General features: G+C 43.3%; 14 protein-coding genes. 9 read left to right on the top strand and 5 right to left on the bottom strand.

Annotated features, from left to right (window positions below; all coding sequences use genetic code 11):
• Positions 1-87: 87 nt before the first annotated feature.
• The 4 genes from CN378_RS09065 (at position 88) to crcB (CN378_RS09050) (ending at position 5,641) form a co-directional block, all read left to right on the top strand.
• On the top strand, positions 88-3,255 hold the full coding sequence (locus CN378_RS09065) for a DEAD/DEAH box helicase (RefSeq protein WP_306471855.1): 3,168 nt from the start codon (positions 88-90) through the stop codon (positions 3,253-3,255).
• 112 nt (positions 3,256-3,367) lie between these two features.
• The gene (mgtE, locus tag CN378_RS09060) at positions 3,368-4,726 is read left to right on the top strand and encodes a magnesium transporter (protein ID WP_098351568.1); all 1,359 of its coding nucleotides are present in this window, start codon (positions 3,368-3,370) and stop codon (positions 4,724-4,726) included.
• 148 nt (positions 4,727-4,874) lie between these two features.
• A complete protein-coding gene (gene crcB, locus CN378_RS09055; RefSeq protein WP_098351567.1) occupies positions 4,875-5,273 on the top strand; it encodes a fluoride efflux transporter CrcB in 399 nt (132 codons plus the stop codon).
• A 2-nt stretch (positions 5,274-5,275) separates the two neighbouring features.
• Positions 5,276-5,641, top strand: a complete 366-nt coding sequence (gene crcB / locus CN378_RS09050) for a fluoride efflux transporter CrcB (protein WP_098351566.1) — start codon at positions 5,276-5,278, stop codon at positions 5,639-5,641.
• Positions 5,642-5,711: 70 nt separating this feature from the next.
• Here the strand turns inward: crcB (CN378_RS09050) and CN378_RS09045 are convergent, their stop codons facing one another.
• Positions 5,712-6,347, bottom strand: a complete 636-nt coding sequence (locus CN378_RS09045; protein ID WP_098351565.1) for a YdcF family protein — start codon at positions 6,345-6,347, stop codon at positions 5,712-5,714.
• Positions 6,344-6,673 (bottom strand): NIPSNAP family protein, encoded by a 330-nt coding sequence (locus CN378_RS09040; protein ID WP_098351564.1) that lies wholly within the window; start codon positions 6,671-6,673, stop codon positions 6,344-6,346. Before CN378_RS09040 ends, CN378_RS09045 begins: the two co-directional genes overlap by 4 nt.
• Positions 6,674-6,912: 239 nt before the next feature.
• Here CN378_RS09040 and CN378_RS09035 point away from each other — a divergent pair, with 239 nt between their 5' ends.
• The 4 genes from CN378_RS09035 to CN378_RS09020 are packed head-to-tail and all read left to right on the top strand — an operon-like array spanning position 6,913 to position 10,050.
• Positions 6,913-7,533 carry a TetR/AcrR family transcriptional regulator gene (locus tag CN378_RS09035; RefSeq protein WP_098351563.1) on the top strand — a complete coding sequence of 207 codons (621 nt, stop codon included), beginning with the start codon at positions 6,913-6,915 and terminating at the stop codon, positions 7,531-7,533.
• A 25-nt stretch (positions 7,534-7,558) separates the two neighbouring features.
• On the top strand, positions 7,559-8,443 hold the full coding sequence (locus CN378_RS09030) for an ABC transporter ATP-binding protein (RefSeq protein ID WP_098351562.1): 885 nt from the start codon (positions 7,559-7,561) through the stop codon (positions 8,441-8,443).
• A 6-nt stretch (positions 8,444-8,449) separates the two neighbouring features.
• Complete coding sequence (locus CN378_RS09025) at positions 8,450-9,241, top strand: ABC transporter permease subunit (RefSeq protein ID WP_098351561.1); 792 nt, start codon at positions 8,450-8,452, stop codon at positions 9,239-9,241.
• A gap of 14 nt (positions 9,242-9,255) precedes the next feature.
• Positions 9,256-10,050, top strand: a complete 795-nt coding sequence (locus tag CN378_RS09020) for an ABC transporter permease subunit (protein ID WP_098351560.1) — start codon at positions 9,256-9,258, stop codon at positions 10,048-10,050.
• Positions 10,051-10,110: 60 nt separating this feature from the next.
• On the opposite strand, the gene CN378_RS09015 is transcribed toward CN378_RS09020, so the two are convergent.
• From CN378_RS09015 to CN378_RS09005, 3 genes are all read right to left on the bottom strand, one after another.
• Positions 10,111-10,605: a DinB family protein gene (locus CN378_RS09015; RefSeq protein ID WP_098351559.1), complete on the bottom strand. Its 495-nt coding sequence runs from the start codon at positions 10,603-10,605 to the stop codon at positions 10,111-10,113.
• Between the two features lie 149 nt (positions 10,606-10,754).
• Positions 10,755-12,191, bottom strand: coding sequence for an MDR family MFS transporter (locus CN378_RS09010; RefSeq protein WP_098351558.1), 1,437 nt, complete (start codon positions 12,189-12,191; stop codon positions 10,755-10,757).
• Between the two features lie 180 nt (positions 12,192-12,371).
• Positions 12,372-15,431, bottom strand: a complete 3,060-nt coding sequence (locus CN378_RS09005; RefSeq protein WP_098351557.1) for an efflux RND transporter permease subunit — start codon at positions 15,429-15,431, stop codon at positions 12,372-12,374.
• A 214-nt stretch (positions 15,432-15,645) separates the two neighbouring features.
• Here CN378_RS09005 and CN378_RS09000 point away from each other — a divergent pair, with 214 nt between their 5' ends.
• Positions 15,646-16,527 carry a TetR/AcrR family transcriptional regulator gene (locus CN378_RS09000; RefSeq protein WP_098351556.1) on the top strand — a complete coding sequence of 294 codons (882 nt, stop codon included), beginning with the start codon at positions 15,646-15,648 and terminating at the stop codon, positions 16,525-16,527.
• Positions 16,528-16,533 lie beyond the last annotated feature (6 nt).

The following is a 16,533-nucleotide window of genomic DNA, read 5'->3' as shown; positions in this document are numbered from 1 at the left end:
TTGTTTCTAATTTCCCACTTTGTTGTTATCATAAGAATGATCTACTATGATTCATTCATAAACATTTTCATGGAAGGAACCATACCATTGAAGGCTATACATCAAAAACTGATAAAAGACCGGTGTGGTACAGTCTCTTTCAAACGGGGAGAGGCATATTACCGATCCGGAAAAGTGAAGATAGGCGAAAATACCAGCGATTATTATAGTGTAACCGTAATGGGGGAGGAAGATTTCCAAGTCATCATTCAAGAAATCACCACCGGAGAAATACAAGCCCGGTGCAGCTGTCCGAAGCTTGCTTCATTTGATAAGGATTGTCAGCATATTGCGGGTGCGCTGTTGGCCATACAGGATCAACAGAGACCGCTTGAAAACAATGAAACCGGAGTAACGGAGGAATTTATCACCCTGTTTCAGGAAGAGTCATTCCGCTCGACAAGTAAGCTACGGCATTTTGAAAACCGACAGATACTCCCAACCGAATTTTTGATCAAACCGGTACAGATCAAAGATGGGCGGGGAATGCTCGGAATTGAGTTTTCCATACAGGGTCACAAGGTCCAGAGGGTAGGGGAGTTTCTGACAAACATCACCGAAGGGAAGCCCTTTGCACTGACAGACTCTTTTATCTTCAATCCCGAATTTCATTGCTTTGAGAATGAAACGGATGCCGTCATTCAATATCTCCTGAAATGTTCGAAGGATTCCCCTGCGGGAAAAAACCAGGGTGAATGTTTACTTATCCCATCATCGTCATGGGAGGCCTTATTATCGTTATTAATGCGTCAGGAAAACGTGAAAGTACAGTACAGTGATCGCATCTTCGAAGGCATAGGGAAAAAGGAACTGCCTCTTCCATTGGAGTTTCAGTTCAGACAAGAGGAACAAGGCGGATATCGTCTATTCATCTCGGGCTTAATGGATATGATCGTCATGGAAGAGTATCAAACTGTCATTCATGATGGCTCATTTACACAGCTGGAAACCATGGACTGCAAACGACTTTCTGAATTAAAACGACTGCTGGACCATTCTGGGGCAGATTACATAACGATTCCTCAAAATCAAATCGGATTTTTCCTTGAGAAAGTCGCTGTTGGTTTGAAGAAATTAGGGAAAGTCGATATATCAGAAGACATTTCCCGAAGCTTGGAATCGGTTCCCCTTGTGGCCAAATTATATCTCGACCGAGTGAAAAATCGTTTGTTGGCGGGACTTGAATTCCATTATGAGCATGTCGTCATCCATCCCCTTGAAACCCGGCAAGCCAAAGCAGGGTCCCTGTTGATGCGGGATGTTGAGAAAGAGGATAGGATTCTTGAATGGATGGACGAGTTTTCTTTCGGGAAAACGGAAGGAGGCTACTTTTTACACAATGAGGATCTGGAATATGAGTTTTTAACCTATGGAGTGACGAAGCTTCAAAAGGATGTCCAAATCTATGCGACTACGGCCGTAAGAAACAGGATTTCCAAAGGGAATCATGTACCAAAAATCCGGGTCAAAGTGAAAAAGGAACGAATGAACTGGTTGGAGTTTTCGTTTGAGATGGATGGCATCCCCGACAGACAGGTAATGGAAATCCTGGACGCCCTTGAAGAAAAGCGGAAATTTTACAGGATGCGAAACGGCTCACTGCTGTCGCTGGAGTCCAAGGAATTTCAAGAGATCCAGAGATTCCTTCATACTTCTCAGGCTGATAAGAATGATTTCGTGAAGGGACTCGAGCTTCCCTTGCACCAGAGCCTTCATCTTCTCGATACTGTAGATGCAGGACATCCGTTTACGTTTGAAAACTCATTTAAAGAATTTTACAATCATATTATGAATCCGGACAGTATGGAGATTTCTGACCCACCCGCATTGGACACCAAGCTGAGAGAGTATCAGAAAACCGGCTTCCGCTGGATGAAGACCCTATCCCATTATGGATTCGGAGGGATTTTAGCCGATGACATGGGATTGGGGAAAACGGTACAAAGTATTGCCTTCATCGTGTCGGAACTGGAAGAAATCCGGGCTGGTAAGCATCCGGCTCTGATTGTGTGTCCCTCTTCATTGACCTATAACTGGAAAAGTGAATGTGAAAAATTTGCTCCAGGCCTCAATACCCTCATCCTGGATGGGAACAAAGCTGAACGAAGGAAGAAACAGAAAAAAATGATGGATGCGGATGTGATCATCACCTCCTACCCTTTACTGCGGGGCGACAGCAAGTGGTTTGGGCTTCAGGAATTCCATACGGTCTTTTATGATGAGGCACAGGCATTTAAAAACCCACTCACCCAAACGGCGAAGAGCGTCAAAGGGATACAGGCAAAGAATCGGTTCGCATTGACAGGGACGCCTGTGGAGAATTCACTTGAAGAACTGTGGGCCATCTTTCACGTTGTTTTTCCCGGATTATTCCGGGGTCTTAAGGATTACAGCAGGTTGACTAAAAAAGAGATAGCGAAAATAATCCGGCCATTTGTTCTTCGCAGATTGAAGGAAGACGTGTTGTCTGAGCTTCCAGGGAAAGAAGAGTCCATAGATTCCACGGAACTCCTCCCCCAGCAGAAAGAGTTGTACGCAGCCTACCTTGCGAAGCTGAAGCACGATACAATGAAGCATCTGGATAAGAACACATTGAGGAAAAATAAAATCAAAATTCTCGCCGGCTTGACCAGGTTAAGACAGATCTGCTGCCATACTTCACTATTCGTAGATGGTTATCAGGGTTCCTCAGCGAAATTCTTACAGCTCATGGACATGCTGGAGGAGGCACGGTTGTCTGGCAGAAGGGTCCTTGTATTTTCTCAGTTTACAAAAATGCTTGAGATGATGGGAAGAGAGCTATCCAGTAACGGACAATCTTACTTTTATCTTAATGGGAACACTCCCTCAGAAGAACGGGTGGAAATGTGCAATCGATTTAATGAAGGGGAACGCAATCTGTTTCTCATATCACTCAAAGCAGGAGGAACTGGGCTTAACTTAACGAGTGCCGATACGGTCATTCTGTATGATACGTGGTGGAATCCAGCTGTCGAGGAACAAGCGGCAGATCGTGCTCACAGGATGGGACAGAAGAACAAGGTCCAGGTGATAAAACTTATCGCCAAAGGGACGATCGAAGAGAAAATGAACGAGCTTCAGGATAAAAAGAGGCACTTGATAAAGGAAGTCTTGGATCCGGATGAAAGAATCGATAAGATCATGACGGAGGATGAGTTGATGGAAATCCTATCGATAGACTCAGACTTGAATTGAAGTGGGGTTTCCATCTAATTTAGGAGAGACTAGGAAGGTGGGGGAATCTTTCCTTAAGGTATCTCCCCATGTCATTCATCCAAATAGAAACACATCATAAGGAGTACGCATTATGACATTAGCCATGACGGAAAATGAAATCACCCTTGCCATCATTCAAAGCTTGAAAGATGGCAAGAAAAATACTTTTTTAACGATTATTGAAGAGCTGCAGCCTTATGATATCGCTCAGCAATATTTACATATCCCCTCCAAGCACCGGAATAAATTTCTGCTATATTTACCTCTCGAAGAATTAACGGAATTCATTCAGGAGATTGAAAGAGAAGATCAGTTGGTCGTCTTGGAAAAATTGGGAATCGAAAAGTCGACGAAAGTCCTCGACTTGATGGAAAATGATAATCTCGCCACATTATTGACCGACTTAGAGCCTGAGAAGATAGAAGAACTACTATCAGAAATGAACCAGGCTGAGTCTCAGGTCGTCCAGAATCTCATGACCTATCAACCGGAAACGGCCGGTCGTATCATGAACAATCGGTATGTCTGGATACCTAAACATTATACGGTCCGTGAAGCTGTGGATAAATTGAAGCATTTCGCGGAACTTGCGGAGTATCTGAACTATTTGTATGTCATCGATGAAGAGAAAAAATTGATCGGTGTCATTTCGTATAAGGATTTATTGCTTGGTGAGTTATTAGATAAAATAGAAGATATTATGTACAGCCGTGTGGTGAAAGTGGATGTCCATACGGATCAGGAAGAAGTGGCGAAATTGATCAGCCGTTATGATTTCATCACTCTTCCTGTCATCGAAGAAGATGGAAGGCTTGTTGGGGTCATTACCGTCGATGACATCATTGATGTTGTCATCCAGGAAGCCAATGAAGACATCGAGAAATTATCCGCATCAGGTAAATCAATTGACTTTACAACCAAACCACTCGTCGCTGCCTATCGCCGTCTGCCTTGGCTGATCCTGCTGTTGTTCATTGGTCTTGTGTCGGGAAGTATCATTGACAGGTTCTCGGCCACCCTGGAACAAGTGGTGGCGCTCGCATTCTTTATGCCGATGATTGCGGGAATGACCGGGAATACGGGTACGCAATCTCTTGCCGTTGTCGTAAGGGGATTGGTCTCGAATGATCTGGATGTGAAACAAGTCATTAAGCTGATTTTCCGTGAGCTATGGGTGGGCATCATCATCGGTGTGACATGTGCCCTCATGATCGCCATCATCGCATTTGTGTGGCAGGGGAATATCGTGCTTGGCCTTGTAGTGGGAAGCTCTTTGCTGATCACCCTGATCATCGGGACGTTGGCAGGAACCATCATCCCCCTCATCCTGTACAAGTTCAACGTTGATCCAGCCGTCGCATCGGGGCCATTGATCACCACGATTAATGATATCCTCTCACTCCTCATCTATTTCGGCATTGCTACCATGTTTATTACGAAATTAATGTAGAGCATTTGGCAATAAATTCTGGGGTTGGTAAAATAGAGTGAACGGCAAAGGAGTTTGCCTTATGTATTGAAAAGAAACGGACTCCTACTGATACAGTTGTATTGGTAGGAGTCCTTTCATTAAGAAATCCAATGATTGAGGTGAAAATATGGTCTATATCCTCGTAGGTGCTGCCGGTATGGTGGGTGCTCTATTGAGATATTATCTTGGAATACTTGCAGGGGATTGGTGGGATTTTACGTTTCCTATCGGTACCTTTCTGGCGAATATGATCGGAAGCTTCACTTTGGGCTGGGTGACCACCTATTTATTTCAACTGAAGAAGATCCATCCAATGGCAGCAACCGCCATCGGAACGGGATTGATCGGATCCTTCACGACGTTCTCGACATTCAGTGTGGAAACGGTGAATCTTCTTTCCCATTCCCATTTGTTTACGGCCTTTTTGTATGTATTGGGGAGTGCGTTCGGTGGGCTGTTGATGTCATGGGCTGGCTATACGTTCGGAAAACACACATTCACTCAATCTAAACAGAAGGGGGCATAAAGATGATAGTTCAAGGAATGATGGTCGCATTAGGCGGTTTCTTTGGGGCCATGTCCCGCTTTTGGATCAGCCGCTTGTTCAAGAAATATATTACATCGGACTTTCCATACGCCACCTTATGCGTGAATCTGATCGGATCATTTCTTCTCGGATTCGTGATTGGGACTGGAATCAACGAATCAGGCATCCTTCTTCTAGGAACCGGTTTTCTCGGAGCTTTCACCACCTTTTCCACGTTCAAACTGGAGAACATTCAGCTGCTTGCCGATAGAAAGTGGAAACTACTGATTACGTATCTTTTACTCAGTTACACGTTTGGCGTTTCGTTCGCTTATTTAGGCGTGGAAACCGCACGTTTGTACGGGTGAAATAAATGAGAAAGCTCAGGGGTCCCCCTGAGCTTGTTTAGATCCCTTTTTTCGTAATGACAAATCCATTTTATAAAGGAAGTAAATGCCCCATCTTCCCATACTTTTCAATCCGTAAATACTCTCCCCATACTCTTTTTCTACCAATATCGGACTCCATCCAGTTGTATCTGTCCACCTCGTTCTCCTCATACGTGGTGGGGAATGTATAAGGAATATATTCGATTCCGTCAGGTAAATGCTTCTGTAGGGTACGAAGTTGTCTCCCCGTTGCATGACCTTTGCATACCACCATCAGTGAATGTACTGTGTTGAAATCAAAAACCTTTTTTGCATAAAGAACATTTTCAAGGGAATTCGTGGATTTTTCTTCATAAACGATAGAGTGAGACGGGATCCCTGCCTGCAGGAGATGGGAAATAATGATCCCGGCTTCGGAAAGATTCTCTTGTCGGTTTCCTTCCCATTCCGGATGAGGGACTCCTGTCAAACTTCTACCACCGGTAACAATGATTTTACGGACATACCCTTCATCGTAAGCTTCTACGGATTTCTCCCAATGCCAAGAATGAGTTCCACTGAAGACGAAAAGGGCGTCACACTCTTTCGGCTTTACCTCCAAGCCAAATGTAAGCTCTGTTAAAAACTCTATTTCGCTCAGGGTTAGATGCGGTACATACGGTTCTCTTGGAATGGTCGGTTTCATTTTACATCTCCTTCTCCATTATAGCTCCCTGTCATGTTCCAATATTCTTCATGCGTCGATATAAACAGAGGCTCAATCGTCTTTCTATAAGATTGAGCTATCTGATGAAGGCTTGTTTCCTTTATACTCTTTTCAATTTGTTTAAGGTGATCCATTGATTCATATTTCCATATTGCGGTGATTTTTGTCCTTCCCATGTTCACCCACCTGCCAATTAATACAGCTCCAAAGCGTATCTGGTTGGGGAGTAAATACTCATGAAAAAAATGATTGAACTGTGGTAAAACATCTGGAATGATCTCATAGGTTCGTACTCTGTATACCATAATATTCCTCCTTTTAAAAATATACTACACGTTTGTTCTTTTTTGTGCAAGTTTATCTATGAAATTTTGCTATTTTTTTCGGTTATATACTTGTATATCGTGAAACTCCATTCATTTTTTAAAGAAGTAGAAGAAGAATTACTATTCAAAAATAACATTGACCACTGTGGTCAAAAGTATTAAAATGAAATTGACCACAGTGGTCAAACGCTTGTCCTTTTAAAGGAGGTAGAGAACGATTGTTTAAATCGCTAAACATCGATCCGGAGAAAGAGGAACGGATCATCAAGGCGGCAACCCGGGTGTTTGCCGAGAACGGTTATGAGAAAGCCTCGACGAATGCCATCGTGAAGGAAGCGAAGATATCAAAGGGCATCCTTTTTCATTATTTTAAAAGTAAAAAGGAACTATACGTTTCCCTGTATGAGCATCTATCGGATCTGTTCACAGAGAAGATATATGAGAGGATCGACCGGGAGGAACATGATATTTTCGTCACGATTCGCTCAGTGACATTGATTAAGTTTGAACTTTTTTCTGCATATCCCGACCTGATCAATTTTCTTACTAGTGCTTTTTCTGAAGAAGCTCCTGATGTGAAAGACGACATCGAGAAATATAAAGCGAAGATGGTGGAGAGTAGTTTTGCGACTTTATTCTCTAATGTCGATACATCAAAATTCAAGGATGGGATCGATGTGGGAAAATCGATTCAAATTATTTACTGGACCTTTGAAGGGATTGCCAATCAACAACAGCAGAAAGCAAAATCACTTTCTGTAGCTGAGATCAATCAAGAAGAAGTGCTGGCGGAAATGGATGCCTATGTGGAATTATTGAAAGTCTCATTTTATAAATAGAAGAAAGTAGAGGGAGGATAAGTTGATGAATGTAATCGAAATTCATTCGCTGACAAAGACCTATGGGAAATCAAGGGGAATCACTGACATCAGTTTCCATGTAGAAGAAGGGGAGATCTTTGGTTTTATCGGACCGAATGGAGCAGGGAAATCGACGACTATCCGGACGCTCCTTTCACTGATTCGGCCTACGAGTGGAAGTGCAACCATCTTCGGTAAGGACTGCATTGAGTATGCGCCTGAAATTGCTAAGGAAGTAGGCTATCTGCCATCTGAAGTGTTTTATTACGATAATATGAAGGTGATCGACCTTCTGAAGTATTCCGCCAGTTTCTATAAAAAGGATTGTACTCAGAGGATAAAAGAATTGGCCGACATGTTGAATCTGGACGTAACCAAAAAGATTGATGATCTGTCCCTTGGTAATAAAAAGAAGGTTGGTATCATTCAGGGATTGCTGCATGAACCGAAATTGATCATTTTAGATGAGCCTACATCAGGGCTGGACCCCCTTATGCAGCAAAAATTCTTTGAACTTCTCCAGGCTGAAAATGAAAAAGGAGCGACCATCCTCTTTTCATCTCATATTCTGAGTGAAGTTCAGCGACTTTGTGATCGGGTGGCGATCATTAAAGAAGGAAAAATCGTGCAAGTCGAGAAGATCAGTACGTTAAAAGAAAACAATCACAAAAAGTTTAAGATAGAAATCATGGATGATATCGATCTTTCATACTTTGAACTGGCGGGCGTAAGCAATCTTGAAGTAAAAGACCATCATGTCAGCTTCCTATTCAGAGGGGATATCAATATGGTCATGAAGAAGATAGCAGATATTGAAATTACGAATCTATGGATCGAGGAGCCTGACTTAGAAGAAATCTTTATGCACTATTACGAAAAGGAGGCCTGATCCTTTATGAATATTTTCCTGTATGAGCTAAAGGCTTCCCGAAAGTCGACCCTTACCTGGACATTGGTACTCGTTGCATTGATGATGTTATTCATGTCCATGTTTCCGTCGATTTCTAAAGAAATCGACGAATTCAAAAAGCTGCTGGAAGGGTTTCCAGAGGGTGTCCGAAAAGCTCTGGGTATTGAGGTTGAAAGCATTGGGTCCCTAAACGGATATTATTCTTATATATTTCTGTATATCACTTTATGCGGTGCCATTCAGGCCATGAATCTGGGAATCTCCATATGCTCGAAGGAAATCAGGGAAAAGACGGCTGATTTTCTTTTAACCAAGCCCGTCACACGTACGAGGATACTCTCCTCAAAAGTGCTGGCAGCCCTGACGTCGATCCTTATTACAAATATCGTCTACGTGATTTCAGCCATCGTTGTCGCCAACATAGTAAAGGTGGAGGCATTCAGCCTGAACGTGTTTTTCTTGATTTCTATTACACTTCTCTTTACTCAATTGATCATGTTTTCCATTGGAATGCTCATCGCCGTAGTATTTAGTAAGGTGAAATCCGTCATCAGCCTATCTCTGGGAGTGGTATTCGCTTTCTTTTTAACAGGGATGGTGGCTGCAACGGAAGAAGCGAGTCGTTATTTCACACCTTTTAAATACTTTGATTACACGTATATTATGAATCATGAAAGTTATGAATGGTCCTTCCTGGTTGTGGGAATCGCGTTGATCGCCGTCTCCCTGATCGCCGGTTTTATCATCTACAATAAAAAAGATATTCATACGGTATAGAAGGAGGAGATCATATGAACGTATATTTAAGAGAAATGAAGGCTCATCGCAAATCCCTCATCATTTGGTGTATAGGGATGATCGCTTTGATTGGATCTGGAATGGGCAAGTATGCGGGCTTCTCGTCTTCAGGTCAATCCATGAATGAGTTGATGGCAGAGATGCCTAAATCTCTGCAAGCATTTCTTGGTATCGGTACCCTTGATATGTCGACGGCGACTGGATATTACGGAGTGCTCTTTCTCTATATTTTGTTACTGGCAACCATACATGCGGCCATCACAGGTGCAACGATCATTTCCAAGGAGGAAAGGGATAAAACTGCCGAGTTTCTATTTGTCAAACCTCTTCCCAGGAAGGAAGTTATAGGGATCAAGCTTTTGGCTGCATTGACTCAAATAGGGATACTCTCCCTGATCACCTGGATTTCCTCCTTGATGATTGTGGGACATTACAGTGATGCTCGGGTAGCAGGCGATATCGGAATCACCATGCTGGGAATGTTCATTTTACAAGTATTATATTTAGTGATAGGAACAGCCATTGCATCCTACTCCAAAAAGCCGGGTAAAGCAGCGGCAATCGCAACAGCCGTATTGTTACTTACCTTTATTCTATCCTTTGCCATCGACTTGAGTGAAAAAATCGAGGGTTTGAAATATTTCACTCCATTTAAGTATTTTGAAGCAAAGAATGTAATGGATGGTGGAGGGTTGGACCTCGTATTTGTGTGGATATCGATTGTGTTGATAGGTCTTTTGGGAGTTGTGACGTTAATGTTTTATGATAAGCGGGATTTGAATGTGTAGAGGGGATGTCTATTCTAAAAGGATCTGTTTCAATAAGAAACAGATCCTTTTAATGTACGTTTATAATTTTGACTTCAACTCTTCTATCTGTTCTAAATGTCTCTTCTCATGATAGCCGATGAACGGAACCCACTCATCTAAACGGATCTGACCGAAGATAGGATGAGGATATGCTTTTTTCTGTAAGGCTTCCTTGTTTGTGGTTTCCAGGAAGGCAAGAAGATCTTTACGTGACGCTCCCAATTTATCTTTCATTTCCTGTAGGGTCTGTTTTTCTTCTGAAGGGACGACAAAAGGGGGGGCGTCTACCTTAGTCGATCGATCGACCGTAAAGTGAATCGGTTTAGACTCGACTTGTTGCTCTTCGCCTTTCTGTAGGGTCATCTGGATGGCTTTCGTCAGGGATCTTTCCATTAAATATAGATGATCGAGCACCTGCATGATCGTCCACCGATCTTCCTCCAATTTGCTGTTTAATTGTTCATCTGTTAGATCATTCACGCTATTTAGTAACTCAGCACGAATATCCTCAATGATTTTTATCTCATTCTCCATAATGGTCCTCCTCTTATTTGTTTTCAAGCTCATTTTACTCTTGAAGATGAGTGACGTACAGTCATAGCTCTCAAGAAGATATGATTTAATAAGTAAAAATGAAAAAAGCCCGAAATGGCATCGGACTTTTTGTTATATATAGATTGGACTTATTCACTTTCTGCTTCGTCAAAATCAGGGGCAATCGCTTTACGGATAAATATTGAAATCAAGAATGCGATTGAGGCCAGGGCCAATGCGAACCAATATGCATGATGAACGCCATAGGTCATTGCGCGATGAAGGATACCCTCAGTTACCGGACCTGAGTGCCCATTGAGATACCCTGCCTGACTTTGCGTCATGATGCTGACGAAGATGGAAACACCAAGGGCACCGGCAACGGGCTGCAATGTATTGGCAATGGCGGTCCCATGCGGGTAAAGGTGTTTGGGCAGCTCATTCAACCCATTCGTTTGGGCAGGCATCATGATGGCTGAGATGGACAACATGAGAAGCATGTAGACTAGAACAAATAACCAAATGGGTGTTGCCGGATTGATGAAACTAAAGAATATCATGACCCCCACCAACGTCAGTGTACCAGGGATGATGAGTTTTCTTGGTCCGTATTTATCGAAAAGGGAGCCCATTGTGGGAGACATCAAACCATTTAGGAGTGCACCTGGGAGTAACAATAGACCTGCTGCTTTAGCTGAATATCCGAGAGGTCCCTGCAAGTACATCGGCATCACGATTTCAGATGCAAACATGGCCATGATGACGATGACGAAAATCGTCACACCCCTTGTATAGCTTTTATACCGGAAGACCCGGACATCAAGCAGGGGTTCTTCAAGCTTTAATTGCCGCAGGACAAAGAGTAGGATACTGATTACTGATATGGCGATTATCGCAATGATTTTGACCGACGTGAATCCTGCTTCTTCTTCACCTGCGGCACTGAATCCATAGACGATCCCGCCAATCCCGATGGATGATAGGATGATGGAGAATACATCGACAGCAGGACGGGAAACCTCACCGACATTTTGTAAGTATTTCATTGCGAAAAGGATCGAAAATATGGCAAAGGGGATGACGGTGATGAATAGCCACCTCCAACCAAGGAAATCGACGATGACACCTGACAAAGTAGGTCCGATGGCTGGTGCAAACATGATGACCAAACCGAATGTCCCCATGATTTTCCCTCGTACTTCCGGCCGGTAGATCAATAGCAGGGCATTCATGATGACGGGGATCAATAATCCTGTCCCTACAGCTTGAATCATCCTGCCAGCAAGGAGGATGGGGAAATTCATGGCACAGGCTGCTATCACGGTTCCGAGAAGGAATACACTCATGACCCCGATGAACATCTGTCTTGTCGTGAACCACTGAATCAGGAGGGCAGAGATGGGCATCAACACACCCATCACCAGCATGAAGCCTGTTGCAAGCCATTGGACCGTGGGGGCATCCACGTCAAAGACCTCCATTAATTCTGTCAGGGCGATATTTAATAACGTTTCATTCAATATGGCGAAAAACGCACCGATCATAAAGGTTATGAGGATCGCTTTTGAATTTATTTTAGTTGTCATGTTGTTCCTCCAAAAAAGTATAAAATATAACACCATCTTATAATGCTTGATGGAGGTAAATATCTCAAGGGGAAAGTTTATTTCATAAAAAAACTGTCTTTGATCTTTTATTCTTAACCACATAAGTGGTATGGAAATGTAAAAAAGGGGAGACCATGTCTCCCCTCAGGATGTTTCGATTTAAGCTTCACGTTTTCTTCTTCTGAAGCGGTGGAAGACCAGGTACATCATTGGAACAATGATCAGCGTTAAGATGGCTGAGAATAGAATACCCGAAATAATCGTAACCGCTAACGGAGTGAATAAAGCATCGCCGCTGACTGCCACTGGGATCAGTGCCACTATCGAGGTCAGGGCGGTGAGCAGGATAGGGCGCAGACGCGTACGGCCGGATTCAATGACTGCGTCTTTGACACTCATTCCACTTTTCAGTCCCTGCTCAATGAATTCGATTAATACAACCGAATTCCGCACCACAATTCCTGTCAGGGAAACCATGCCCATCACGGCCAGGAAGCTGATCGGTGTTTGAGTGACAAACAAACCGAGAATCGCACCGGCAATCGCCAGATACACAGCAACCAGTACCAAAAATGGCAGAGATAAAGAGTTGAACTGAAGGGCGATTAATAAATACACCAGGAAAATCACAATGATGAACAATATGGTGATTTCCGCAAAGAAATCATTTTGCGCTTCATTTTCTCCGCCCAATGTAATGGAGTAGTTATTGTCATCAAGATCTTCCCGGACTTCTTTCACGATTTTCTGTACATTCTCTTTATAGTTCTCTTCGTCCCCTGGGAAGGCTCGTATCGTGATGGCCCGCTCTCCATTCTTATGCGGGATCAGCTGAAGTTCTTCCTTCTTCTCTGGAGTCACAAGCTCTTCAAGAGAAATCAGCTTTGGCGGTCCTTCAGGGTTTGAAGCGGCTGCAGGCACTTCCAGGGAAGAAAGGTCCACTTCATCTTCGTTTCCTGCTAAAAGGAGTGTCATATCACGTTTTGTAACCCCATTATCAAATGCTTTCATAGGGATGCCTTCTGTCGCTAAGCGCAGCTGTTGACTGACATCATTAATGGTGATGCCATTTTCTTCGAGTTTTTCACGATTTGGCACATACTCGATCGTTGGTTCCTTTTCCCCGACATTATCAACGACCAAATCGGTATCCAAGGTGTTGATTTCAGTCGAAATTTTATCCCGGAGCTCTACCAATCGATCGATATCAGGTCCTGAAACCGTTACCGTTACAGGTGCTCCTGCAGGGGGGCCTTGCTGGATCGTTTCCATGAAGATCTTCGCTTCAGGGTATTTCTTTCGTAATTTGTCCGTCCACTCATCAATCAATCCTTGTGCAGTCTGGTTTTGACGGTCGACTCTTGCCACTAATTGGCCAGTATTTTGCCCAGTGTTGGATAAAGAACTGTTGAAGAGATTCGGTAATCCAGTACCTGCAAACGCAGAAGTTTCATAGACACCTTCATCTGTTTTTAATAATTGTTGCATTTCTTCCAGAGTGCTGGATGTTTCTTCTATCGTTGTACCGATTGGGAGTGTGACGTCCACGGTTACTTCTTCACGGTCGGCAGACGGGAAGAATTCAAATGGTGTCAATGCGATCAACCCAAAGATGGCCGTCGTAAACACAAGTCCAATAGCAGAAACGATGAAAGGTCTTTTTGAAAATTTCTTAAGAACCGTATCGGCATAAAAGTCCGCGATCTTATTCAACGGTTTTCCTAAAAGTCCAGGAGCATCGGATACTTTTTTCTTGGTTTTACTATAAAGCAAGTATCTCATGATAGGAACGAAAATCAGGGCGACGAGTGTAGACGCAATGATGGTCGTAATCAAGACTGTCGGTAATGCCCTGATGAAAGCTCCATTTCCGCCTGACAGGAAAATGAGCGGAAGAAAAGTAAACACAATGGCGAGAGAGGAGGTCACGATTGACACCCAGATCTCTTTTACACCGGTTACAGCGCCCATCAGTGCCCCGTCACCAAGTTTGTAACGACGTTGAATATTGTCATTCACCACAATGGAGTCATCCACCAGGATCCCGAGGGCAATGATGGCCCCGATGACGGAAATCTGATTCAGGTCCACTCCGGCAAATGGCAGGGGAATCAGTCCCATTAACACAGAAATCGGTACGGCAAGTGCCACGACGAATGCGCCGGAAATCGTCAGTCCGAGGGCAGTCGTCAGAATGACAGCTACAACCGAAATGGCAAGGGATTTAAATAATCCATCGAAAATGTCCGTTACTGTGGATGCTTGAGAATAGTAAGGAACAAGTTTCACATCCGGCGGCAGGGAATCTGATAGTTCCTTGACTTTATCGCTCACTCTTTCATCTACAGTTGGGATGTCTTCACCCGGTTTTACAAATGCAGTGAAGGACACGGAAGGTTTTCCTTCAAAGGTTACGATGTCTTTGATCTCTTTAGGGGATACCTTGACGTCAGCGATGTCATCGAGGTAAACCGATTCCCCTTGGGGATTCTTTCCGACAAATAGGTTGTTCATCTCATCCAGGGTCCTAAAGTGATCAACGGTTAATTGAACCACTTCTTTATCCACTTCCTGCTTACCAAGGGGAGTGGGGTAATATTCATTATTGATGGCGCTCATGACTGCAGCGGGATTGAGGCCTGCCGCCTTTACATCATCCTGTTTTAGTGCGATGATAATTTCTTCCTCAGGCAGACCTTTCACCGTCACGCTTGAGACACCTGAAAGGTCTTCGACTTCTTCCTTCCATCTGCTCACTTCATCATCCAGCTCAAGAAGTGTTTCCTTCTTATCACTGGTTAAGTGGTAAGAAACAATCGGCATCTTCACCGTAGATTCATTGACTTCAGGGTCGAATACCTCTTCCGGAAAAGATGTTGAAGCATCCGAGACCGCTTGCCGCACATCCCCGAACACTTCTTTTTTGTCTTCTCCATCTTCTACCTCTACAATGATGGTAGAGAATCCTGCAGCTGATGAGGAATTGATTTCCTTGATGCCATCAATTGATTGCAGAGATGACTCTATGGGGTTGGTAATCGTCCTTTCCACTGAGTCAACGGTTGCACCAGGATATACGGTCGTTACCGTGCCGATGTTGACACTAGTTTCCGGTATCTCCCTTTGGGGTAATTGGAAAAATGTGAAAATCCCGATAATGACAAACAATAAAACGAATATCAAAACGATTTTCGAACGGTTTAGTATAGCTTTCAGCATGTATGATTCCTCCTTTAATAGTGTTTGACTTGTGGGTCATTTATTCATTTTATGAGATAATAAAACACTGATATATCAGTTGTTTTAATAATTGACTCATTAGTCATTTTACCTAAAAATAAAATGCAGTCAAGAAATAATGCTCTTCTATTTTTTACCGGGTATGGTTAAAATGATAAAATAATGTTGTTCTCTGGATATAGAGGTGGATTAAATGGATAAACGAAATGCAATACTTGAATCAGCAGTGGAACTCTTTGCAGCTCATGGGTACAATCAGACATCCATGCAGCAAATTGCCGATAGCGTCGGCATATCAAAAGGGTCCCTATACTCCTTCTTTCAATCAAAAGAAGATTTGATCATATCGATCTATGAACATTATCAGCAGCTCGTCTTCGAACGGGCATTCGTTGTAGGGCTGGACGGGAATTTGCCTCCAAAGGAGCGTTTCGCCAAACAGTTCCAAGTGCAATTCGAAGGAATATTGGAGTATAAGTCTTATATGAAGATGCATATGAGAGGTGAGTCCGCCAAGAATAGTGAAAAACTGGCGGCCATGGAGCACAGGATGAGGGGGAGATTGTTCAGCTGGCTCGAGCATAACCTGTTGGATGTATATGGTGAAGAAATCCGGCCCTATAAATGGGACCTGATGTGGATGACTCAATCCATCTATTCATCTTATATGATGTTGATGATTTCACAGGATGACACCCTCGATCCCGCTACACTTGGGACCCATTTGGTCAGGCAGATTTCACTCCTTGCAAGTGATTTCCTTTGTGGGAACAGCAGACCCCTTCTGGATGATGACATGATGAAATCCTTTTCTGTCGACATGGACAAGGAAGGCGCGTTCATATCGTTTGAAAAGAGGGAAAATGCTTGGAAGTCCCTGTATGAAAAGATAAAGGGCCTGGATAAAGCTAGAGTTACGTATTATATGGACATTGCGAATCGAATTTCAGCAGAATGCCGGGAATCGGATCCGGACAAGTTGATCATTAAAGGATTATTCCGGTTGTTAATGGATGAAAAGGATTTGAAATTGGAGGCTGAAGAGTTAGAAAAACAGCTCCTTAGACTGACCTAGTCGTAT

Origin of the sequence: Bacillus sp. AFS015802 (genome assembly GCF_002561455.1) — a bacterium.
Taxonomy (GTDB): Bacteria; Bacillota; Bacilli; order Bacillales; family Bacillaceae_B; genus Rossellomorea.
Note: the sequence above shows the minus strand (reverse complement) of the source record. Positions and strands in the feature narration are given on the sequence as shown.

Coding starts and splice junctions, on each gene's coding strand:
- mgtE (WP_098351568.1), top strand. CDS start 3,368: ATGACATTAGCCATGACGGAAAATGAAATCACCCTTGCCATCATTCAA.
- crcB (WP_098351567.1), top strand. CDS start 4,875: ATGGTCTATATCCTCGTAGGTGCTGCCGGTATGGTGGGTGCTCTATTG.
- crcB (WP_098351566.1), top strand. CDS start 5,276: ATGATAGTTCAAGGAATGATGGTCGCATTAGGCGGTTTCTTTGGGGCC.
- CN378_RS09045 (WP_098351565.1), bottom strand. CDS start 6,347: ATGAAACCGACCATTCCAAGAGAACCGTATGTACCGCATCTAACCCTG.
- CN378_RS09040 (WP_098351564.1), bottom strand. CDS start 6,673: ATGGTATACAGAGTACGAACCTATGAGATCATTCCAGATGTTTTACCA.
- CN378_RS09030 (WP_098351562.1), top strand. CDS start 7,559: ATGAATGTAATCGAAATTCATTCGCTGACAAAGACCTATGGGAAATCA.
- CN378_RS09025 (WP_098351561.1), top strand. CDS start 8,450: ATGAATATTTTCCTGTATGAGCTAAAGGCTTCCCGAAAGTCGACCCTT.
- CN378_RS09020 (WP_098351560.1), top strand. CDS start 9,256: ATGAACGTATATTTAAGAGAAATGAAGGCTCATCGCAAATCCCTCATC.
- CN378_RS09015 (WP_098351559.1), bottom strand. CDS start 10,605: ATGGAGAATGAGATAAAAATCATTGAGGATATTCGTGCTGAGTTACTA.
- CN378_RS09010 (WP_098351558.1), bottom strand. CDS start 12,191: ATGACAACTAAAATAAATTCAAAAGCGATCCTCATAACCTTTATGATC.
- CN378_RS09005 (WP_098351557.1), bottom strand. CDS start 15,431: ATGCTGAAAGCTATACTAAACCGTTCGAAAATCGTTTTGATATTCGTT.
- CN378_RS09000 (WP_098351556.1), top strand. CDS start 15,646: ATGGATAAACGAAATGCAATACTTGAATCAGCAGTGGAACTCTTTGCA.